Source organism: Glaciecola petra, assembly GCF_031846345.1.
Taxonomy (GTDB): domain Bacteria; phylum Pseudomonadota; class Gammaproteobacteria; order Enterobacterales; family Alteromonadaceae; genus Glaciecola; species Glaciecola petra.
The window spans coordinates 72,501-95,718 of sequence record NZ_JAVRHX010000007.1 but is presented as its reverse complement, the minus strand read 5'-3'; the positions used below and the strand labels follow the sequence as shown (position 1 = coordinate 95,718).

The window sequence follows — 23,218 nt, the reverse complement described above, 5'->3', positions numbered from 1 at the left end:
ACACATAATCGCATGCGAGAAACGAGGACAAATCAGTGCTAAAAAAAACGTTTATTTCGATATTAATCATTATTTTGATTTTAGGTGGAGTAGTTTGGGTCAATCGCTTCGATATTTTATTGTATGTAGCTGGCAAACGAGCTCAAATCCCAATCGCTGCAAACAAATCTGTAACTTGGTCTTCTGGACCATCTAAAGAGACAGAAAAACCCAATGTAATCCTAATCGTAATGGACGATATGGGTATTAATGATGTTTCTACTTTTGGCGCAGGTATGGTCGCGACTCCTAATATCGATGTATTAGCCTCTAAAGGTGCTCTTTTTACCAATGGTTATTCTGCTCACGCAAATTGTGCGCCCGCTCGAGGAGCACTAATGACTGGAAGAACCCCTGCTCGCAATGGATTCGAAGTAACTCCCATGCTTGATAACATGGGTAGACTACTTTCAATAATTGCTAATTCAACGCCGCAAGGGCGACCTGAGGTCATATATAAAGCGGAGGTAGACAAGAGTAATCCACCTTTTGAGGAAAGAGGTCTGCCTGGAACGGAAGTAACTATGGCAGAGGTACTTCAAGAACAAGGGTACCAGACACTTCATATCGGAAAGTGGCATATGGGTCGAAATGACGAGATGAAACCCAATGCACAAGGGTTTAATGAAAGCTTGATGATGGATTCTGGTCTTTACCTACCGATAGAGCATCCAAACGTTGTTAATGGAATGGTCGAATCCTCAATAGTTGGCAAATTTATATGGGCCACAATGCAATATTCAGTCCGTTGGAATAGTGGTGAAGCTTTCGAACCTCGCGGTTACCTTACTGATTATTTTACTGAGGAAGCTGAGAGGGCAATCGAAGCAAATGCAAACAGACCATTCTTTTTGTATCTAGCGCACTGGGGAGTTCACAACCCATTGCAGGCGACTAAAGAAGACTATGAAGCTGTTGGAGAAATCGTACCCCATCATAAGCGAGTATATGCTGCAATGTTGAGAGCTTTAGATAGATCTGTAGAAAGGATCATGTCGAAACTCGAAGAACAAGGTATTGCAGACAACACAATTATTGTTTTGACTAGTGACAATGGCGGTGCTGATTATGTAGCCATCGACGATTTAAATGCGCCGTACCGTGGCTGGAAAAACACTTTTTTTGAAGGGGGTATTAAGGTTCCCTATTCCATTACGTGGCCAAAGGCAATTAACCCGGGAACCATTGTTGATGTTCCAGTTAACCATTACGACTTAATGCCTACTATAGCTAAAGCAACCGGTGCCAATTTACCTACAAATCGCGTTATTGATGGCAAGGACCTTTCTCCACTATGGAGTGGAGAGCTGTCACTTCGAAGAGAAAATGAGGCTTTATTTTGGTCTACAGGTTCTTATCGAACGGTCCAGGCAAATGGCTGGAAACTGCAATTGAATCCAGATTCAAACCAAGAATTTCTCTTCAATCTAAATGAAGACCCGACTGAACAAATTAATCTTGTTGATTCTCACCCTGTCAAGCTAGAAGAATTGAGAAAGATTATTTCCGAATACTTTTCAGAATTGGATGAACCTGCTGCACGTTCGGTAATTTTAGCACCTATAGGAATTGATATTAATAGAAGCGAAGTTCTCTCTGAGGATGGCACATACATAATATGGGCTAACTAATGACCGAAATGTAAATCAGCGCTTTTTCATTAATGTATTGAAAGACAGGAAATACCAACATGGACAATGCTTTCGTATTGACATTAATTCAAGTAGTTGTGCCAATAACTATGTTTACTTTGATGTTTGGGATGGGATTAACACTAACCAAATCAGACTTCAAACGCATCGTACTGTACCCAAAACCGGTACTGGTAGGGTTAGTTTTACAGCTTGCCATAATGCCATTGATCGGTTTTGGATTAGCGTTGCATTTTGAGCTATCAATTATGTTAGCAGTAGGTCTAGTTGCACTAGCCGCGACGCCGGGAGGAACTACTTCTAATGTTATAGTTCATATGGGTAAAGGCGACACAGCTCTCTCGATTACACTTACTGCAATTGCTACAAGTGTCACATTATTAACACTGCCTATTTGGGTTAATTTCGTATTGCTGCAACTAGGTACAGATGCCTATCGAATTGAGATGCCTATATTGAAAACGGCAGTTCAACTGGCAATTTTCACTGTAATACCTGTGTTAGTAGGAATGTACGTAAATTCAAAATATCCGAAGCTCAAATCCTATGAACCATTAATATCTAGGATCAGTTTAGTTGCAATGATTGCAGCATTTATTGGCGCAGCTGTTGCAGACAATGGAAATGCGCTTACTAACGCCGGTGACGTTTTTTTACCCACATTCTTACTTCTAGTATCCGCAATTATAATTGGATTTATCTTGCCTAAAAGTCTGGGTATTACAGCAAAAGAAAGCGCAACTATTGCGGTTGAAACATGTTTGAAAAACATCCTACTTTCATTGTTTATTGCTACAAACTCACTTAAGGAGCCTGAGGCTTCTTACGCAAGCGCCATTATGGGCATTATTATGATCCCAGCTGCAATTATGATCATGGTGTTTTTTAAATACTTTAATAACAAACAAACTACTTTTAGAAACTAATACGAGCATGTAACCATGACCAAAGAATTTGATATTGTAATATTCGGTACCACTAGTTTCGTTGGTGAAATTATAGCCAAGTTGAGCTGACTCGAGTGGTCTGTATTTTGGGATGAGCAACCCATAAGATAAACAGAAGCAATCAAGGCAACAAAGAATATCTTTACATCTTTACCGTTAACCCAAAAATTGCTAATGCTCATTGACCAGTGATGAACAGAATTTGTGTTATGGACTCCATACCTATCGCAATCTAACCTGAAGTCCATATCGTTCAACCTTTGGTCCTAAATCCAAGTTAAAGAAATCAATTTCGCTATAAATTCTCATCCATGAGGAGACTTTTATTCGCTCCTGTTCGTCAAGTTTTAAGCATTCACTTTGAATCCTTTGCAGCATCCACAATGTATAGCTAAACGCTACTTTTGAATATGGCTTACCTAGCATTGGGAACTTTATTTTTCCTGGAAACCTAGCAATGATATCTCCTTGCTTCTTATGTTTTTTTTCAATGTATTGTTGTGTTGCCGTAACAGAGGTTTGTACTAGCGGTAAAAATTCATCAAACAACATTTGGAAAATTGGTTGTAGTGTTTCAGGTAGAGCTTCATCAGGTAACCAATCACCGGTAGCGGGTGTGCCAGAATGAACTCTTTCAATATACCTCTTTAAATTTTGTCTCGGTTCAATGAGCTCTCGTCGCGGCCAAGGATCTGTGTATAGGTGTCCATAACATGCACCAATAAGCGCATAGTCAGCAATACTAGGTCTATTACCTAACAAGTATTCATGGTGCGTAAAATGTTGCTCTAAGAGATTTAAAATTTTGTCGATCCATTTATCGAGTAAGCTGATTTGCTCTTGAACAATTCCAAATCTGATTTTGTTCATTTTCATGAAAGAAACTGCTGTCCTATCGACAAGTTTGTTCCTAATGAATTTTGGCAACCAAGGGAACATGGATTTACCCATCGTATCTCGAAATAATGGATAATTTTCATCATGAGACCAACGAGTGTGAATAGCTATCAAATGGCCGACTTCGTCAAGCCAAGCTTCCAACATCATTGCAGCAATTGTTTGAATTGCCGTGTTTGGCTGAATCGACCGATCAGGATGTATTTGCTCGAGTGATTCAATAATTAATGAAGTATCATCAATAAGGTCACCATTGCCCAATTGAACGACAGGTATAACACCGGCATGTAGTTTTTTACCGAAGCGCTTGAAATCAAAAATTGTTGGTGCGCGCTCGGTATAATTTAACCTCTTATAATTCATATAAGCCCGAACTTTGCCAACAAAGTAAGAAATTTCTACACCGTACAGAATATACAGGGGCGACGGTTCGGAACTCATTTCACACGCCTCTTCTTGAAACTATTTGAACCCATTGATAGCACTGCGCTTAGAATCGTCCACCAAGCAGATAAATTAAGTTTCGGATTTTTACCTTTACCAATCCTCGAAATCTGCGTCTCATACCAAGAAATTTTTAGCATAAACATATTGTCTAAGAGCTTGAAACCACTAGTTGGGTGACCTACATCGATCTTATAATCTTTGTTCGTTGCTGCATTCAACGGCAGTTCAGGGTCAATAACTAGCGGCCTTGCTAAACCAATAAAATCAACATCTTTACTCGCTATGGCAGCTTCCATTGCCGCCACTGAGCGAAACCCGCCGGTAACGGCTAAAGGCACATCAGTAACCTTTCTAGCTTTTTCAGCAAACTCTAAAAAATATGCTTCTCGCTTTAAGGTAGAAAACCTTGAGCCAGTCATTGCTGGTGATTCGTAGTTACCACCAGAAATCTCTATGTGATCGATACCCTCTTCTGATAAACGTTGGATTAGTTCATAAGCTTCATTTGACTCAAACCCACCTTTTTGAAAATCCGCTGAATTCATTTTTATACCTATTAGAAACTCGGGGCCTACTTTTTCACGAATGGCTTTATATATTTCTAAGGCAAAACGTTGTCGCTTCTTTGCATCCCCTCCCCATTCATCATTTCGCTTATTATGATGGGGAGACAAGAACTGACTCACCAAGTAACCATGAGCACCATGGATCTGAACGCCGGTGAAGCCAGCTTTCTTTGCCAAAGCTGCACTAGCTGCGAACTTTCTAATTATCTCCCGTATCTCTTTATTTTCTAACGCTCTTGGCTTCGCAAATGCAGCTTCTAAACCTCTACCTAAAGCAACCGCACTAGGAGCTACAGGCTCTGGAGATAGGCTTTTGGGACTTTGTTTACCTGGATGGTTTAATTGCATCCAAATGTGAGTACCTTTGTTTTCATCTGTTACGGCTTTAGCCCAACATTTGAAAGGTGCCAAGTCTTGATATTCATCTAGCACAATGTTTTTTGGTTCGCCAAGAGCGTTACGGTCGACCATAACATTGCCTGTAACAAGAATTGCAACTCCTCCTTTAGCCCACCTTTTGTAAACATTGATTATACTAATGCTGGGTGAAAATGTTTTACTTCCCAACTGTTCGCTCATTGCAGATTTGAAATAACGATTCCGAGCAATTTGGCCCTCCTTAAATTGAAAGTTGTCATAAAGGTTTTTTGCATGACTTACGTTTAATTTTTCTTTCTCTGCATTCATAAAGTTGACTCGTATATTATTGGTCGAAATCGACCATTTTAAATTTAGCTTTAAAGGGAAGAGCTTTTTCTTGGTTAAAAGAACAAGGCAGTGTGTTTATTGCCCATAAAGGCTCCCAACAATCATGGAGCCGTAAGTAACTTTCAATTTTCTGTCTGGCGTTTTCTGAATTATTTAGAAATCGAAGGCGCAGTTCATTCAAACACCACACTCGATATTTAGACGCCCTTGCGTTTTTATAAACAACTCCACCAATTTGCGGACTAAATTTCCTTTTGTTTAATCGAACACACTCGGCATTCGCATTAAGGTATGGTAAATAATGGAGTCCAATGCTCTTGATAAGTGGGGATATATCTTCTGGTATGTCATCTGTCCATTCATTGCTTAAGTCATCTAACGATGCATTCCACAATCTTGTAGACCACTCCAATACAGAAGGTGCTTCACGCTTTAAAATTCCGGCTGGAACGGGATCGAGTGCGAAATGCCTGAAAAATGGTCCTGATAAACCAATATCTGCCAGTGAAGGTCGATCACCGAAGAAAAATGGACGCTTTTTGAAGATGTTTTCTAAGTGAGAAAAAAGTTCTCTAACTTGGGTTTCAATTTGTTTAACATTCTTACGACTAATGCCATCTCCAGTCGTATATCCTAACCTTTGGCGTTTAGTTAAATAATATCTTTTTATGAAGCGTGGCAAAGGTACAGAATGAAGTAACTCTTTTGAAAGGTGATTAGAAGCAAAAGAAGCACCGATATCGTAATGCCAACGGTAGTGCATAGCTGGACGCCACCACCATTCATCGGCCCAATCTTCAATTAAGTAACAAATAAATGCTTTAACAGGATCATCAGGAACAATCCCTGGTTTTGGAAGTTGTGACTCAAACCATTGGATGATCTTGGTAGAATCAGTTTGCCACCTTCCATCTGACAGTTTAATGGAAGGCATTTGTATGACACCAAGCTCAGACTTCAGACTTTTCCTATCTTTCGGAAACTGCATTGGAAAGAACTCATGGGGTATTCGCCTCAACCGGAAATAATTCTCTACCTTCCCAGTAAAGTAAGAAATACTTGAACCATAAACGGAATGTTTCATCGTTGAATCTGAATTCATAATACTAATGCTCCACTCGATTCTGCCTTTGTTTAGCTGTGGCGAAGAGATATCCGAAATATTTTAGTCGCAGTCCAAACTTACTCTAATCGAGCTATAGCAAACCTGGTGAGGTTTCGGCTACAACTACGTGCCCAAATGAAGACAAGAAAGCTGCAGTATTGTTAAGAATACATGGCGACTGCTTTCTTGCGATAATAGTATTTGCGGCACTTTTCATAGTATTGATATCGTGATCTGCAAATTGCTCTCTCAGTCATATTTTGACAAGTAAGCCAATCAAAAAGTAAAAACTTCAGGTCTTGTTGATTCAAATAATCCATATGCTTGTCTCGAAAATGCCTGGGATAGATCCACAGGGAGTAATAAAAATATAAATGAATGTCTCAAAATGTTGAGATGTGAACTTTCACTAGAGAGCATGAAGGTTTTTCTTAACTTAAAATTTTGTCGAGCTTCATGGCTAACCCCATGTCACCTTCGATTTTTATTTTTCCCGTCATAAACGCCATCGTCGAATTTAAATTTCCATCTAGCAACTTTGCAAACGTCTTCGAGCTAGCTTTGACCGTAAGATCTGTTTCAGTGTCAACGTTAGCTCTAGTGGCTCCTCTCCCCGTGAACAATATCGCAACTTCATTATCGATTAAGTATTTGACACTCTTTTTTAATCCTGATTTTTTTGCTTTGGGATCAAGCTGCGAGATTGCTTTTTGAAGTATTTCTTCCATTAACCTATCCTATATTGACATTCTTTGTGACAATATATTTTATTACATATATTATGTCAATACATTGCGACTTAACCGAGGTCAATGTTGGTTATAACTTTGAAAACTTGCTGAACTGGCAAGATCAAGTCAGATAAAAAAAGAGAATTTTAAGAATAGGCGATTCTATGCCTTAGTTTCTAGATTCTTAGCTGTTAGTGCCAAGATAGTTGCAAAAATAAGCTCCGCAACAATACGTTCAATAGCAAACGATGCGTCATGAATAGCCCATGCTGCCAACCTACCCACAGCAGTCATAACGAGTAAAATAATGACCGGATATAGAATTAATTTTTGTTTGTATACTATCGCAATTATTATGCTAATTGAGATACTACAAAAGAATACGCTCATTCCACCAATCAAAGAGCTGAGCCCCAAACCTTTGGGTAATGTCAAACCAAATGATGATAGGCCTCTGAAGGAGATACAATCCATAAGAAACCAATCAATGCAAAGAATAAAGCGATAAAACAACTTAAGAAGAATAAGATTTTCGACATTTATCTGTCCACAATATTGAATGGCTAACAAGCATTAGCTTGCAAGCCATTCTTAACAATTTTAATAAAAGGTTGTTCCTAACTGACTGTGCTCAAGAAGTTTCTTTGGAGGTTTAAATTGTTTGCCGTATTTGATGGCTAAATCGTTCCCTTTGGCTACAGCGTTATCTGCACCGACAATATCTAGGTAACCAAATGGTCCACCTGACCAAGGCATAAAACCCCATCCCAAAATAGCGCCAACATCACCTTCTCGTATATCTTCCAATACACCTTCTTCGAGCGCTCTAACCGCTTCAAAGCTCTGACTTAGCGCTAATCTATCTTTGATTTCTTCAAATGAAGGTTGTACCTCAAGAAGCGGAAATTGTTTGTTGAGGCCTTTCCAAATTTGTTGACGTTTCCCATTCGAATCGTATTCGTAGAAGCCTGCCTTTGTCTTCTTCCCGAATCGCCCTGCATTATACAAAAACTCTACGACTTCTTCGGTACCTGTTGGCTCATATTCATCACCGAGATCAGCTTTAGTTGCTGTCATTATTCGATACGCTAAGTCTATGGCGGTTTCGTCATTCAACTGTAATGGACCAAGCGGCATTCCTAGTTGTTTTGCTGCATTCTCGATAAGGTGTGGATTTACTCCTTCCTTCAACATTTTTACGCCTTCGTTTGCATAAGGAATGATGCAGCGATTTGCGTAAAAGTAACGAGCGTCATTTACAACAATAGGGGTTTTACCTATTTGTCTTACAAAATCTAAAGCCTTTGCAACTGCATGGTCACCCGTTTTTTCACCCTTAATGATTTCGACTAAGGCCATTCTTTCCACTGGAGAAAAGAAATGGATGCCAATGAAACGTTCTGCGTTTTTACTTGCCCTCGCTAGTTCGCTAATTGGCAAAGTGGAAGTGTTTGACGCAAAAACAGCGTCAGTGGTCATCTGAGCCTCCGCTTGTTTTGTTGCTTCGGCTTTCACACCTTTGTCTTCAAAAACAGCCTCAACTATAAGATCGCAACCAGAAAGATCTTCGTAATTAGCAGTAGGTTTTATTAACGCAAGCAAGGCTTCTTTTTTGCTAGAAGTCGAACGCCCTTTTGCGATTGCTTTGTCAAGAATATTCGCTGAGTAAGCTTTTCCTTTTTCTGCAGATTCCTGATCGCGGTCCAATAGAACAACTTCGATTCCCGCCTTTGCCGATACTTGAGCAATTCCCGCCCCCATCAAGCCTGCACCTAATATCCCTAGTTTCTTAACAGACATATCTGGTATTTCTTTAGGACGATTTGCACCTTTCTCAAGCGCTTGTTTGTTCAAAAACAACGAACGTATCATCGCTTCCGAAGATGGATTCAATAAAACTTTAGTGAACCATCTTGCTTCAATTTCAATAGCTGTATCAAAATCGACCATTGATGATTCATACATTACCGATAGTAGAGCAGACTGATTTTGATACACGCCTTTGGTGCTATGATGAACAATTGCAGTTGAACCCAAAAAGTTCATCATACCAGCGGGATGATAAGCTCCTCCCCCAGGAAGTTTAAAACCCTTTTTGTCCCACGGCTTAACTATATCTTCATTTGAAGCAGTTAGAATCCATTGTTTCGCCCTAGTAAGCAATTCCTCATGAGGCACGACTTCATCAACGTACCCCGCATTTAGGGCTTTTTGTGCATCTAGCATTTTCCCTTGAGATAAAAGCTGCATGGCATTAACAAGCCCTACACGGAAAAGCATTCGAACTGTTCCGCCTCCACCAGGAAAAATTCCAACTAAAGATTCAGGTAATCCATATTTGGCACCTTTACGATCAGAAACGAAAACTCTATGAGTGGATAATGCCAACTCAATTCCAATCCCGGCAGCTGTTCCAGGAAGGGCAGATACGATTGGCTTTCCACCTTCGTTGGTTTTTTTATCCATTCCTGCACGTTCAATTCTTCTTAGAATTTGGTGGCCATTCATTACGCTTTGAAAAATGGTGCTTGCAGGGTTTTCTTTACCCGCATTTGCTTTCATTGCACCAAGTTCATTTAGATCCATTCCGCCGGCAAAGTCTTTTTTACCAGAAGTTATGACAGCACCCTTAATTGAGTCATCCGTAAGCACTGTTTCAATATGAATGCTCAACTCTTCATAGCCCGCGGAAGACATGACATTCATCGTTGCGCCGGGAACATCCCACGTGATAATTGCAATTCCATTGGCATCAACAGATAAGTTAAAAATAGACATTATTACCTCCGATTAGACCAATTCAAGTATGGTTGCAGAACCCATGCCCGCAGCGACACACAATGTTGCTAAGCCAAGCTTTTTGTCGCTTCGTTCTAGTTCATCAAGCAACGTTGATATAAGCATCGCACCAGTTGCTCCCAGAGGGTGCCCCATAGCAATTGCGCCACCATTTACGTTGACTTTGTCATGCTCGACATTGAAAGCTTGCATAAATCGCAATACCACTGACGCAAATGCTTCATTTACCTCAAATAGATCAATGTCATCAATGGAAAGACCAGCTTGCGCCAATATTTTTTCTGTAACTGGGACTGGACCAGTCAAGTTTATTGTTGGGTCGGAACCTATTTTGGCCATTGCTCTAATTCTAGCTCTAGGCTTAAGGTTATTTCTTTCTCCAAATTCCCTGGATCCAACGAGAATCGCAGCAGCACCATCTACAATGCCAGAAGAGTTTCCAGCGTGATGGACGTGTTCAATTGCTGGAAGATGTGGATATTTCAGCAATGCAACATGATCAAAGCCAGGAACGCTTTCTCCTTGCTTTTTAAAGGCTGGGTTTAAGCTTTGTAAAGACTCAAATGTTGTTTCAGGTCTTATGTATTCGTCTCGGTCAAGAATTGTAAGTCCATTTATATCTTTCACTGGTACTACTGATTTGTTGAACCTATTGTCTTGCCATGCTTCGAACGCGCGTTTTTGAGACTCTGCAGAGTATCGATCACACTCTTCGCGAGTAAAACCATATTCTGTCGCAATGATGTCTGCAGAAATTCCTTGGGGTACGAAGTAGGCTTTATGGGCAACTGAGGGATCAACCGCAATTGCTCCGCCATCTGACCCCATGGGAACCCGCCCCATCATCTCGACACCACCGCAAATATAAGCTTCACCTACTCCACCTTGAATCTGTGCAGCGCCCAAATTCATTGCTTCAAGCCCTGAAGCACAAAACCTGTTAATTGATAAACCAGGGGTTGATTCAGCTAAGTTCGAATTTAATACAGCTGATCTTGCAAGGCATGCTCCTTGCTCACCAACTTGGGTTACATTGCCCCATATAACATCCTCGATTTCTGTGACTTCAAATGCATTCCTTTCAATAAGGGCATTCAACATTTCAGATGAAAGATGCAATGCGCTAGTTTGGTGTAGTTTGCCATCTTTCCGGCCCTTGCCTCTCGGGCTTCTTATTGCGTCATAAATAAAAACATCTCGTGTCATGTGAGTTTCCCGCTTTATATTTCGTTAGAATGATTCAACTGATGGAGACATAACAGTATCAGGACCAGCCTGAATACGTTTTAGGTGCATCCTTGTCATTGGTAATTGTCTATGAAGGTAGTGTTGGACAGTGTTAATTTTTTGGCAATAAAACTCTTCGTTCATATCGCTTTCACCGAGCTTCTCATGAGAAGCTTTCGCACTCATTCCCAAAACATATCCAAAGCATAAATGCCCCATTAGATGAAGGAAGTCTGTGGAACCAGACAGCGCTGCATGAGGGTCTTGGGCACCATTTTGCATTAAATATGTGCATCCGGTTTGAAAATCACCCAATGCAGCTAGAAGAGGCTTCCCAACCGAATATGAAAGAGATCCGTCTGAACTGATAGAATCAATGAATTCTTTGATCATCATCCCAAATGCCATGACCGGCTTTCCGCCCTTAGCGCCCAACTTACGACCAACCAAATCTAACGCTTGAACGCCATTAGCACCTTCGTATATTTGTGATATTCGCACGTCTCGGACAAATTGAGACATACCCCACTCTTCTATGTATCCATGACCCCCAAGCACCTGTTGTGCATTTGTCGCAGCTTCATATCCTTTATCAGTAACAAATGCCTTTATTACTGGGGTCAACAAAGCGAGCATATCTGCCGCCTGTTCGTCTTTTGCACGTTCGCTCTTATCGACTAAAGTGGCTAACCATAAACTGAATAAACGTGCCCCTTCTATATAGCTTTTCTGATCCATTAACGTTCTGCGAATATCAGGATGAACTATGATTGGGTCAGCAGGTCCTTCGGTATTGTTAACTGACTTAACGTCACGTCCTTGTAGCCTATCTTTAGCGTATTCCACAGCATTAGCGTAAGCTGATGCGGCAATACAATAACCTTGCATACCAGTGCCGATTCTTGCCTCATTCATCATTGTAAACATTGCTTGCATACCTTTATTAGGCTCGCCTACTAGATAACCTTCTGCATCGTCATAATTTAGTACACACGTAGCGTTGCCATGAATTCCCATCTTATGTTCTAAACTGCCTACAGAAACGCCATTACGGGCACCTAATGTTCCATCTTTATTGACTAAATATTTAGGAACGATAAACAAAGAGACTCCTTTAATACCTTCAGGGGCACCTTGAATTTTTGCAAGAACGAGATGGATAATGTTTTCTGCGAGTTCATGATCACCGGAAGAAATGAAAATCTTTGAACCGGACAATTTGTATGAGCCATCATTCGAGGGTACAGCTTTAGTTCTCATCAACCCTAAGTCAGTACCACAATGTGGTTCAGTCAGATTCATAGTTCCTGACCATTCACCTGTGGTCATTTTATGAAGGTAAGTCTCTTTGAGTTCTTCAGAGGCATGAGAATGAATTGCCATCCAAGCACCATGGGTCAGGCCGGTATACATGCAGAGTGCTTGATTCGCTGAAACAAACAATTCGTTCGTTGCAAGGGTAACAACTGTCGGAATGTTCTGCCCTCCGTATTCTTCAGGCAGATCTAGTGCACTCCAGCCGTTTTCACAAAATTTCTGATAGGCCTCTTTAAAACCTGTTGGTGTTATCACAATGCCATTTTCTAGCTTACAGCCCTCTCTGTCCCCAACTTGGTTTAATGGCGCGAATACATCATTTGCTAATTTGCCAGCCTCATCGAGAATAGCTGAAGTTAACTCTTCATCCAAGTCGGAATAACCCGGTATATCTTGCTCTGAAACCTTTAACACATCATGTAAAACAAATCTGAGATCGTCTAAAGGGGCTTTAAAAAGTGGCATTGTACTTCTCTCAATTTCTATTGTTGAAAACTATTGTCATAATTAATGCTAATTTATTTAACTGGTCACTTCAAGGCAATTTCAAATATTTTGTCATATACTGTGTAATTTGTTATTGTCTTAGAAATATTCAATGAATTTGAACTTGGACAATGACAATAAACGAGAACAAAACAGTTCTAGTAACGGGTGCTTCTTCTGGGCTGGGGTCGCAATTTTGCAGAGCGCTAAGTAAGGATGGATATAAAGTAGTTGCCGCTGCCAGACGCTTAGAGAAGTTAAGGGAATTGTGTGCCGACATAAATAAGCATGGAGGTGAAGCTGTTCCGCTCGAGCTAGACGTTACCGATTTTGAATCGTACAGCCTAGCTATTGACGCAGCAGAAGCACAAGTAGGCATGGTTCATTGTCTTGTCAACAATGCTGGTTCGTCTATAAGTAAAAAAGCAACTGAAATGACGGTAAAAGACTTTGATTTTATTATGGACCTCAATCTTAAGGCCCCATATTTTTTATCAACGGAATTAGCTAGACGGTGGATTGCAAATGGAGTGAAAGGAAGAATCGTCAATGTCGGCTCAGTTTCTGATAGAAAAGCGATGCCTGGTCACACAGTCTATGGAACGTCAAAAGCTGCTATCGCTCGACTCAGCCAGCAACTCGCCAGAGAATGGGTTAATCAAGGGATCAATGTAAATACACTCGCACCTGGATATATCAAGACAGATCTCAATGAAAAGTATTTTGATAGCCCCGCAGGCTTAGACGTAATAAACAAACTCATGCCAAGGAAACGAATTGGCACATCTGAAGTGTTAGATAAAGCAATTGTCTATTTATGCTCACCAGACCAAGAATATCTAACTGGTCAAACATTGGCGTTAGAAGATGGGCAAACCCTATAAAGACAAAATATTGGAGAAATTTTAGTGAAAATTACTTTTATTCTGTTGGTCATGGCATTTTCGGTTTTCGTGAACGCAGATCAAGAAGAAAAACAAGAGCAACCCAATATTCTGCTCGTCTTGTTTGATGATGTGGGTTTCATGGGTCTAGGACCGTACGGCAGTGATGCCAAAACCCCTAACATTGACTCACTTGCAAACAAGGGTCTCAAGTTTAGCCAGTTCAATACATCACCACTGTGCGGACCAAGCCGAGCGATGTTAATGACCGGTATGAACAGCCATAGTATGGGAATGTCGACACTGGTAGAGGTTATTTCACCAGATATGGAAGAGAACCCCAGTTATTCAATGACTTGGGAGCAAGACCAAGAGACACTTGCGTCTAGGCTTAGAGGTGTCGGATATCAAACATTTGTCTCTGGCAAATGGGGAATTGGTCGAGTTGGAGCAAATCTTCCACACAGGTTTGGCTTTGACCGGTCGTTTGTATTGGATGCTACAGGTGGTAGTAATTATAGAGAAGCGCCATACATGCCTCTTTACAAAGACGTTAAGTGGTTTGAGGATGGAGAGCGTACGAATTTGCCTCCAGATTTTTATTCGTCGAGAGATCTGGTAGAAAAAATGATTTCTTATGTTGACAGTGCGGATAAAGACCGTCCTTTTTTTGGTTTTTTATCACTTCAAGCAATCCATATCCCTGTACAAGCACCTATCGAATACATCGAAAACTACAACGGCGTATTTGACCAAGGTTGGGATATTATGAGGAATCAGAGATTGGCTAAAGCAAAAGACTTAGGGTTGATTCCTAGTTCTAGCCAATTGGCTGAAACACACGAGTCTCATAGAGACTGGAACAGTCTGTCAGAAGAAGAACAATACTATTGGGCTCGTTCAATGCAAGTAAATGCTGGTATGACTGAAGCAGCCGACTTCCACTTAGGTAGACTCCTTCGCTATTTGGAAAGCACCGGTGAATTAGAGAATACGATTGTAGTCATTACGTCTGACAACGGAGCAGAATTTAATACTATCGGAAAGATGTCTGGTATTAAGCTCAATTGGCAATTATACGCTGAGAAAATTTGGATGAGGTCTCAGGGCTGGGATGTTGAACCAGAAAACCTCGGGCTTCACGGAAGTATGGGAGCTATTGGACCAGAGTGGGCAACAGTAGCAGCCGCACCTCTCAATTTATACAAGTTTAATAGTACAGAGGGTGGCCAAAGAGTCCCACTTATCATATCCGGACCGGGTATCAATGAAACTGGTACTACCCATAGTCGGAGTCACGTTTCTGATATTACCCCAACCTTACTCGATGCCGCTGGAGTGGAATTCGACCCGAGTGAGTTCTATGGAAAGAGTTTACGTTCATTGTTTTCTGATAAAAAAGCCAATATTTGGGGAGACGATAGCTACGCATTTGAAGTGAGCGGCAATGCATCTCTTTACAAAGGGAAATGGAAAATAACTCTCGTTAAAAGCCCTTTCGGCGATGAAAACTGGCAACTGTTCGATTTATCGACCGACCCGGGCGAAGCGATAGATTTATCTGCAACCCATCCGGATGTGCTGAATGAATTAATACGTGAATACCAAGATTACTCTCAACAAATGGGAATAATTGAATTGGCTAAAGGCGAAACAGCTCTTAAGCAACTTCTAAGAAATGCTACAAGGCAGTGGTTCAATGAAAATGGGTTGTTATTGATTATAGTCCTAATTGTCTTGTCTAGTTCGCTCACTTTTCTAATTCGAAGACGGCGAAACCGGAAAGCTAAATAGTAGTTACGCTAAATAAAGAGAAATAAAAAAAGGAAATCTAAATGCATTGGTCTTATTTTCTTATGATAGGAATCCCCCTATTCCTACTGGTTATTTATTATGGGCTTCCAAAGTTCCTTAATACGCTGGGGCTTCACCCACATTATAAAATTCCTCACTATAATTTAACCGGTCAAAAAGCCTTAGTTATCACAACAAGTCACGATACGTTAGGAGAGACTGGAAAGAAAACAGGTGTTTTTGCTTCAGAAATGACGGTTCCCTATTACGCTTTTTGGGATGCGGGTATGAAGGTTGATATTGCTTCCATAAAAGGCGGTAAAGTCCCGGTAGAACCTCACTCTATGGGATGGCCTCTAGCGACTGCAGATGACTATCGATTCAAGCGAGACGCTATCGCAATGGAAAAATTAAAGACTTCTCTGTGCATCAATGATATCGACATCGCTGACTACGATGTAGTTTTTCTAGCAGGTGGCTGGGGAGCAGCATATGATTTTGCTCAATCTGACAAACTAGGAGAATTAATCTCAAATGCTCATTCGAAAGGTGTTCTTATTGGTTCTGTTTGTCATGGAGCTTTGGGCTTAGTTAAAGCAACAGACAGTGCTGGCAAACCAATTGTTGAAAATAGAAAAATAACCGGTGTAACTGATCAACAAATTTCTCAGTTAGGTATTGAAATAACGCCAAAACACCCAGAATCAGAATTGCGCAAACTTGGTGCAAATTTTGAGGCCAATACTGCATTCAAAGACATGTTCGCAACTCACGTAGCAGTAGACGGAATTATATTTACTGGCCAAAACCAAAATAGTGGTTATGAAACCTCCCACCGAATTTTAGAAAGACTATCAAGTAAAAGGTAATTAGAGTATGAATGAACTGGAATTTTTAGGCTCACCTGGTTCACCCTACAGCATGAAAATGCGGGCTTATCTTAGATATAGAAAAATTCCATACAAAATGCTTCGAGGATTAATGACGGGAATTGAAGGATATCCAAAGTCTAAAACTCCTATGTTACCGACTTTTTATTTACCGAAAGAAGATGGTGATTTGGAGGCAGTAATAGATAGTACACCAATTATTCGTCGATTAGAGAATGAGTATTCGTTGAAGAAAACACTACCAAACGACAATCGTATACGATTCATTGTTGACCTAATCGAAGACTATGCCGATGAATGGCTAACAAAAGTTATGTTTCATTATAGGTGGGCCATAGAACACAACGCAAAGCATGTGGCGCCAAAACTTGTTTATTGGATGGATCACACAATCAGTGAAAAAATAGCAAATGAAATGGTAGCAAGTTTCTCAAAAAGACAAAAAGATAGACTCAAGTATGTCGGCTCAAATGAAATAACCAAAGGTACAATTGAAAATAGCTACACACGATTCATAACAATTCTAGATTCATTGCTTTCTCAACATGGATTTGTTGTCGGGAAACAACCAAGCGCTGCTGACTTTGCAATCTATGGTCAGTTATCACAGTTAACAAGAGTAGAGCCTACGTCTTCAGAGATTTGTTCGAATTTAAGCCCACGCGTTATGGCATGGGTAGATCGTGTTTCCGATGCTTCTGACATATCGTTTGATTCCCAACATTGGTCAGATTTCGACGAAGTTTGCTCCAATCTGCAGCCATTACTTTCAGAAATTGGGAAAACGTACATTCCGTTGCTAATAACTAATGCAAATGCTCTAAAACAAGATGACAATACCGTTAAATTACAGATTGATGGGATTGAATGGATACAGGATACTTTTACATATCAAGGAAAATGTTTAATCGCTCTCGCTCAAAGTTATACATCTCTAAATGATAGCGAAAAAGCATCACTCTACAAATGCCTTCAAGGGACTGGATGTGACGTACTCATCGACGAATTTAATAAGGCATCCTGAATTTAACATGCTCTAAATTAAGCCCTATATTGAAAAACTTGTTTTGACCAGTAATTATTAATCCACAATTACCTTCACTGTGGCCTTCAACTTCATCAAGCGCGTTCATAAAAGCATCAATCCACACCGAACGAATCGTCTGGCCAGACTCCAACATCGTCAACACAAAAACATCTTCAACCCCTTGTTAATCAATCATGCAGACTTTATCTCCTCTTATTTGCATTCAGACTGGTACTACCAATAATATTATTGTCACTATTTATGACATTTATAGCAACAATGTATTGACAATAGTTATGACAAAATGTTTTTATTGCATCAGAATTAACAGATAAATTACAACGTCTTTACATATCTTCATGAAAAACGTTGGCAAAAAAAGGTGGAAAAAAACATGAACAAAACACTCTTCTCATCAGCTATATCTTTGGTTCTAGCTGGATACTCTGATGTGTCTTTGGCTCAAGAGCAAACCAATAAAGAAAACCGAGCACTGGAAGTTATTGAGGTTAAGGCGCAAAAAAGAACACAAAACTTACAAGATGTTCCTGTCGCGGTTAGTGCTGTTAATGGAGAAACTCTAGTAGAGGAAGCAATTAGCGATATACACGACCTAAAGGCGAGTGTACCAGGTCTTAATGTATATAATACTCTTGCTTCCACTCAGCCTTCTATATCAATCAGGGGCGTCGGAACAGCTTCCACTAACTTCGGACTAGAATCGTCAGTTGGCCTTTATCAGGATGGCGTTTATCGGGCTCGCCAAAATGCAATGATTAACGATTATGTAGACGTTGATACAGTTGAAGTATTACGTGGACCTCAGGGCACTCTATTTGGAAAAAACACTCCAATGGGAGCAATAAACGTCAGAACGGTAGCTCCAAGACACGATGGCGCGGACGGTTTTTTCGAAGCCACGGTTGGGAATTACGGCCTATTGAGCTTTTCTGGAGCAGGAAACTTTAATGCCATTGAAGATGTTTTGTCTTTTCGTCTTACTCACTTTATGACAGATCGAGATGGCACTATTGACGATGTTAATTTTGGTGAAGATGTCGTAAACGACAGAAATAGATACGGTACAAGACTGCAAGCCCTATATACACCTAGTGATGACGTATCATTGCGTGTAATAGCCGATTACAACAAAATTGAAGAGATTTGTTGTGGTGGAAATGTAATTGTCAATAATTTTCAAAACTTTGCTGGTCGACCTGGCACGGATGCTGCCATTCCCGTTATTTTAGGCTCACCAGTTTCATTAGCAGAGAATTACCAAGATAGAGTCACTAACACTACATTTTTACCGGTTTCAAACTTAGAAGATAAAGGGATATCGGCCGAGTTAAATTGGGAGATAAATCCAGATCTAACGTTCACATCAATAACATCGTACCGAGATTCTTTATCCTTCGATAAAATAGATGGTGATTACTTGCAAGCTGACATAATTGGCAGCTCAAAAACAGGTGATCAGAAAGCCTTTACTCAAGAACTTCGATTCACTTATACAACGGATGATTTCAATTTTGTTGGCGGTGCGTACTACTTCACGCAAGAATTAGTTTCTGTCGGCGAAATACCGGTTGGAGAAGAATTTAACAATTACGCTCTCAATGTGCTGTTAGGCGGCAGTTTGAATCAAGTACTCGGTGGAATTAACGGCCTTAGCCAGGCGACAGGTGGCTTAATCGCGCCTGCAGCTCAAGCAGGTCCTGGTGGAACTCGTTTCTTCGCTAATGCTACTCAAGACCAAGACAGTATAGCGTTGTTTGGTCAATTTGATTACAAACTATCAGATACTGTGACTTTAACCGCAGGACTTAGATACACAGACGAATCAAAAGACTTGGTAAACGTTTTTACTGAAGAGTATGCCTCAGGTATAGACCATCCAACTTTCTTTACTTCTATTGGTGATCCAACTAACCCCCAAACTATTGTGCCTGGCTCAATTTTATTCGGTGCGGCTGTTGCAGGTCAAACTATACAACAAATCCAATCAGGAATGATTCAACCTGGCACGCCTCAATTTGCTCAAGCCGTTCAAAACCTTGTACCGTTCCAAACTCCTGGCTGGATTTTTAATGTGATGTCAGCTCAAACAGCTGACCGTCCTGACGAAATGGCGACACTTGAAGATAGCAATGTTTCAGGAACTGTAAAACTGAGCTATCAACCTGATTCAGATACCCTATGGTATGCGTCATATAGCACTGGCCATAAATCTGGTGGAACCAACGCTGATAGAATTGCGGTTACGTTCGATACGGTATTTGATGCTGAGTCTTCAAAAGCTTACGAAGTTGGGCTTAAAAAGGATTTTCCAGATTATGGTTTGAGACTAAATTTGGCCGCTCACAAAACTGAAGTTGAAGACTTCCAAGCAAATTCATATGTTGGTGAGGGCTTTAATCTACAAAATGCTGGAACATATGACATTGAAGGTCTGGAAGCAGAAGTTAGATGGATGTTAACCGATACAACTCTCCTAACTTTTAATTATGCATATACAGATGCAGAGTATGGTGAGTTTGAACAAGGCCCCTGCTGGATTGTTACTCCATTCCAAACTGGTCAACCTGACCCTGGTCAACAAAGCACTGACCCACTTAATCCAAACTCGTTCTGTGATAGACAAGGTGGAAAGCCACTTGCACAGCCTGATTCAACTGCGATGTTGCAACTCTCCGAAGAATTTACTGTTAGCGATGACATTTATGCGACGGCAAGTATCGACTATTCTTACATTGGAGAACACTTTGGAGCGTCAGATAATGACCCATTGTCACTTGTGGATTCTCAAGGGTTCGTTAATGCTCGCGTGAGATTTAACTTCGAAGACTACGACTTAAGCGTCCTACTATGGGGCCGGAACATAACCAACGAAGAGTCTGTAGGTGTTTCAGCACCGGCATCTCTTCAAGCTGGGAAGTTGGTAGCTTATTACATCGAACCTGCTACATTTGGTCTGACTGTTGTTAAGAAATTTGACTAAAGGTTTGTGATAGAAGAAAAGCTGTTCAGAAGTGAACAGCTTTTTTTATTGTTCTGATACTAACTCAATCATTCTATTTCTTAGTATTGTCTTACAGTCTTCGACTGATAAATCCTGAAAACTATAGAGCCTCTCAAAATATTCAAAAGAAGTAATCGCATCTGCAATTTCTATTGCGTAAGGCTTTTGGCTATCTTTTAATTCTGGGAGAATCTTAAGTAGAGTCTTCCGGATCAATATTTGGTTTCTTTTGTAGGTAGATTGAATGACTTCGGAGCGCCACATAAGTACGTGAGTCGCCTTTTCCAAATGAAACAACTCTACATATGCATTTATACAGGCATCAATCAACTCATGAACTCGATCATTGAGTGATTCAGAGAACTCTTCAAAAATGAAAAGCTTCTCATATGTGGGTTTACAAAAATCGTCTATTTCTTTGTAAAGCAAATCCATTTCAGAGAAATGTCTAAACACCGTTCTTATCGTAATTCCCGCCTCATCGGCAACTTGCTGAGCAGTAGGAATATAAATGCCCTCGCCGATCAATTTAATCATGGCATCTATTATCGATTGTCGATTTCGCTTACTTCTTTCAAAGCGTCCGTCTTCTTTTACTTCTGTCATATTTTCATTCATATCGAATTTTATGTAGTGCTTCGTATTCTCGAATTCACAATGGTTAGTTATGCGAGAACATAAGTTATTAAGGTCTTATTACATAATCAGCCGCAAATGTATATCAATTTTTTAATCTGCATTGCATTCGTTCGATGTTACTTCATAAACTTTACATATTGTCATATAGTGTGTCAATATAACGAAAAGACATTTGAAGCTGCCTGTTTACTAGGGGAAATGGACATAAAATGAATGAAGTAATTAGAGTACTCAAAGATTTCTTTGCAATGCTGCCAATGCTAATAACATTTAAGCCACCTGAGGATTCTGAGAAAACGTCATTAGGGCTAGTATTTGAAAAAACTGCTGAGGCACACGCAAACTCTACGGCATTAGTCTATGAGAATGAAATTTTCCAATGGAAAGAATTCAACGAGAGAGTAAACCAATTTGCCCATGGTTTTAAGTCGATTGGCATAGAGCGTGGTGATACCGTCGCACTGTTTATGGAGAATCGCCCCGAGTTTTTGATGAGCCTTGTCGGGCTTAATAAGTTAGGAGCAACAGCAGCACTGATAAACACAGGACTAAAAGGAAAGCCATTAACGCATTGTATTACAGTTGCAGAATCTAAGAAATGTATAGTAGGTGTTGAACTTTCTGATGCCGTCTATGACGTATTGGAACAATTGCCCATTTCAATAGACGATTGCCTATTGGTCTCAGACCAGATGCTTCCGTCTGAGTGTTCAGCATATCAAACCTCACAATCTATGATTAACAAAGGTGCCGTTAACTTCAATGAATTAACGAACCTCATGAGCGAATCAAATCTAGAGGTAACAAAGCAAATCGAAGCTGGCGAAAAAGCCATGTACATATTCACTTCTGGTACTACTGGACTTCCTAAACCTGCAGTTTTGTTTCACAGGCGCTATTTGTCTGCAGCGTACCCTTATGCAAAATTGGGGTTTAGGGCAAAAAAGAGTGACCGAATATTCCTAAGTCTACCACTTTATCATATTACTGGACTTGGCCCTGGTTTTGGTTCTTCAATTGTATCGGGCGCGTCAATCTTTCTTAAACGTAAGTTTTCTGCCAGCAATTTCTGGAAAGATGTGCAAAAACATCAAACGAATTTGTTTGTATACGTAGGCGAAATATGTCGCTATTTAGCTCTTCAACCCGAATGTAAAGAAGAAAAAAACAACCCAATTGAAACAATGCTAGGCAATGGTTTGCGACCAGATATTTGGGATCAATTTAGAACGAGATTTGAAGTAGACCGAATAATAGAAATCTATGGTTCCAGCGAAGGAAATGCAGCTTTCTTCAACTTCTTAAATAAAGACAAAACAATAGGCATGTCAACTGGCAAAATCATGCTTGCAAAGTATGACATTGACAATGACGAACTCGTAAAAGATGAGCAAGGTAAACTTGTTGAGGTCGAAAAAGGCGAGCCTGGACTATTGTTATCCAAGATTTTCGGAAGATATAAGTTTGATGGTTACAAAAACTATGAAGCAACAAACTCCAAAATATTACACGACATTAAAAAGATAGGAGACCGTTGGTTCAACACTGGCGATTTGGTGAAGCAAATAGATGTAGGGTTCGCAATGGGAATGCCTCACTTTCAATTCGTTGATAGAACTGGTGATACATTTAGGTGGAGAGCCGAAAATGTATCGACTAACGAAGTTGGAGAGATACTTAACACATCTGAATTTGTTGAAGTGGCGAATGTTTATGGAGTTCCGATCCCTGGAGCCGAGGGTAAAGCTGGAATGGCAGCAATAACCTTGAGTAATGGTATTGAATTCGACCCTATTTCCTTTTCAATATTTGTTGAGAAAGAACTTCCTCACTATGCGCGGCCGGTTTTTGTTCGAATACAACCGCAATTGGAGACTACGGGAACTTTTAAATTGGTTAAAGGTAATCTAAGGAATCAAGGTTACGACATAAATCAAACAGATGACCCAATTTACGTACTAAAGCCGAAATCAAACACTTACGAGCAGCTTGACCAAAATTTCCATGACAAATTAAGAAATGGAGATGGAGGCTATTAAGC

At 40.3% G+C, this 23,218-nt stretch carries 18 protein-coding genes; 8 read left to right on the top strand and 10 right to left on the bottom strand.

The genetic code is table 11. The features are described 5' to 3' along the window. The first annotated feature begins 35 nt into the window (after positions 1-35). Positions 36-1,670, top strand: a complete 1,635-nt coding sequence (locus tag RM552_RS16590; RefSeq protein ID WP_311369999.1) for a sulfatase-like hydrolase/transferase — start codon at positions 36-38, stop codon at positions 1,668-1,670. Positions 1,671-1,729: 59 nt separating this feature from the next. Further along, positions 1,730-2,617: a bile acid:sodium symporter family protein gene (locus RM552_RS16585; RefSeq protein ID WP_311369998.1), complete on the top strand. Its 888-nt coding sequence runs from the start codon at positions 1,730-1,732 to the stop codon at positions 2,615-2,617. Positions 2,618-2,860: 243 nt separating this feature from the next. Here the strand turns inward: RM552_RS16585 and RM552_RS16580 are convergent, their stop codons facing one another. From RM552_RS16580 to RM552_RS16545, 8 genes are all read right to left on the bottom strand, one after another. Then, the gene (locus RM552_RS16580) at positions 2,861-3,976 is read right to left on the bottom strand and encodes a glutathione S-transferase family protein (protein ID WP_311369997.1); all 1,116 of its coding nucleotides are present in this window, start codon (positions 3,974-3,976) and stop codon (positions 2,861-2,863) included. Continuing rightward, positions 3,973-5,235 carry an NADH:flavin oxidoreductase/NADH oxidase family protein gene (locus RM552_RS16575; RefSeq protein WP_311369996.1) on the bottom strand — a complete coding sequence of 421 codons (1,263 nt, stop codon included), beginning with the start codon at positions 5,233-5,235 and terminating at the stop codon, positions 3,973-3,975. Before RM552_RS16575 ends, RM552_RS16580 begins: the two co-directional genes overlap by 4 nt. Positions 5,236-5,251: 16 nt before the next feature. Further along, positions 5,252-6,340 carry a glutathione S-transferase family protein gene (locus tag RM552_RS16570; protein ID WP_311369995.1) on the bottom strand — a complete coding sequence of 363 codons (1,089 nt, stop codon included), beginning with the start codon at positions 6,338-6,340 and terminating at the stop codon, positions 5,252-5,254. Between the two features lie 452 nt (positions 6,341-6,792). Next, a complete protein-coding gene (locus RM552_RS16565; RefSeq protein WP_311369994.1) occupies positions 6,793-7,089 on the bottom strand; it encodes an SCP2 sterol-binding domain-containing protein in 297 nt (98 codons plus the stop codon). 165 nt (positions 7,090-7,254) lie between these two features. Then, the gene (locus RM552_RS16560; RefSeq protein WP_311369993.1) at positions 7,255-7,566 is read right to left on the bottom strand and encodes a hypothetical protein; all 312 of its coding nucleotides are present in this window, start codon (positions 7,564-7,566) and stop codon (positions 7,255-7,257) included. A 126-nt stretch (positions 7,567-7,692) separates the two neighbouring features. After that, positions 7,693-9,870 carry a 3-hydroxyacyl-CoA dehydrogenase NAD-binding domain-containing protein gene (locus tag RM552_RS16555; protein ID WP_311369992.1) on the bottom strand — a complete coding sequence of 726 codons (2,178 nt, stop codon included), beginning with the start codon at positions 9,868-9,870 and terminating at the stop codon, positions 7,693-7,695. Positions 9,871-9,882: 12 nt separating this feature from the next. Continuing rightward, complete coding sequence (locus tag RM552_RS16550) at positions 9,883-11,097, bottom strand: acetyl-CoA C-acetyltransferase (RefSeq protein WP_311369991.1); 1,215 nt, start codon at positions 11,095-11,097, stop codon at positions 9,883-9,885. A 24-nt stretch (positions 11,098-11,121) separates the two neighbouring features. Continuing rightward, a complete protein-coding gene (locus tag RM552_RS16545; RefSeq protein ID WP_311369990.1) occupies positions 11,122-12,900 on the bottom strand; it encodes an acyl-CoA dehydrogenase C-terminal domain-containing protein in 1,779 nt (592 codons plus the stop codon). Positions 12,901-13,052: 152 nt separating this feature from the next. Between RM552_RS16545 and RM552_RS16540 the strand changes: the two genes are divergently transcribed. Genes RM552_RS16540 through RM552_RS16525 form a run of 4 tightly spaced genes read left to right on the top strand, consistent with a single transcriptional unit; the run spans position 13,053 to position 17,513 of the window. After that, entirely contained in the window at positions 13,053-13,805 is a 753-nt protein-coding gene (locus tag RM552_RS16540; RefSeq protein WP_311369989.1) for an SDR family NAD(P)-dependent oxidoreductase, read from the top strand. A 24-nt stretch (positions 13,806-13,829) separates the two neighbouring features. Further along, positions 13,830-15,599, top strand: coding sequence for an arylsulfatase (locus RM552_RS16535; protein WP_311369988.1), 1,770 nt, complete (start codon positions 13,830-13,832; stop codon positions 15,597-15,599). A 41-nt stretch (positions 15,600-15,640) separates the two neighbouring features. Beyond that, entirely contained in the window at positions 15,641-16,468 is an 828-nt protein-coding gene (locus RM552_RS16530; protein WP_311369987.1) for a type 1 glutamine amidotransferase domain-containing protein, read from the top strand. A 7-nt stretch (positions 16,469-16,475) separates the two neighbouring features. Then, a complete protein-coding gene (locus RM552_RS16525; RefSeq protein WP_311369986.1) occupies positions 16,476-17,513 on the top strand; it encodes a glutathione S-transferase family protein in 1,038 nt (345 codons plus the stop codon). On the opposite strand, the gene RM552_RS16520 is transcribed toward RM552_RS16525, so the two are convergent. Continuing rightward, a complete protein-coding gene (locus tag RM552_RS16520; RefSeq protein ID WP_311369985.1) occupies positions 17,497-17,679 on the bottom strand; it encodes a hypothetical protein in 183 nt (60 codons plus the stop codon). The two genes, RM552_RS16525 and RM552_RS16520, sit on opposite strands and share 17 nt — an antisense overlap. Positions 17,680-17,910: 231 nt before the next feature. Between RM552_RS16520 and RM552_RS16515 the strand changes: the two genes are divergently transcribed. Then, on the top strand, positions 17,911-20,517 hold the full coding sequence (locus RM552_RS16515) for a TonB-dependent receptor (RefSeq protein ID WP_311369984.1): 2,607 nt from the start codon (positions 17,911-17,913) through the stop codon (positions 20,515-20,517). A 45-nt stretch (positions 20,518-20,562) separates the two neighbouring features. Here the strand turns inward: RM552_RS16515 and RM552_RS16510 are convergent, their stop codons facing one another. Next, on the bottom strand, positions 20,563-21,144 hold the full coding sequence (locus tag RM552_RS16510; RefSeq protein WP_311369983.1) for a TetR/AcrR family transcriptional regulator: 582 nt from the start codon (positions 21,142-21,144) through the stop codon (positions 20,563-20,565). Between the two features lie 242 nt (positions 21,145-21,386). Between RM552_RS16510 and RM552_RS16505 the strand changes: the two genes are divergently transcribed. Continuing rightward, the gene (locus tag RM552_RS16505; protein WP_311369982.1) at positions 21,387-23,216 is read left to right on the top strand and encodes a long-chain-acyl-CoA synthetase; all 1,830 of its coding nucleotides are present in this window, start codon (positions 21,387-21,389) and stop codon (positions 23,214-23,216) included. Positions 23,217-23,218 lie beyond the last annotated feature (2 nt).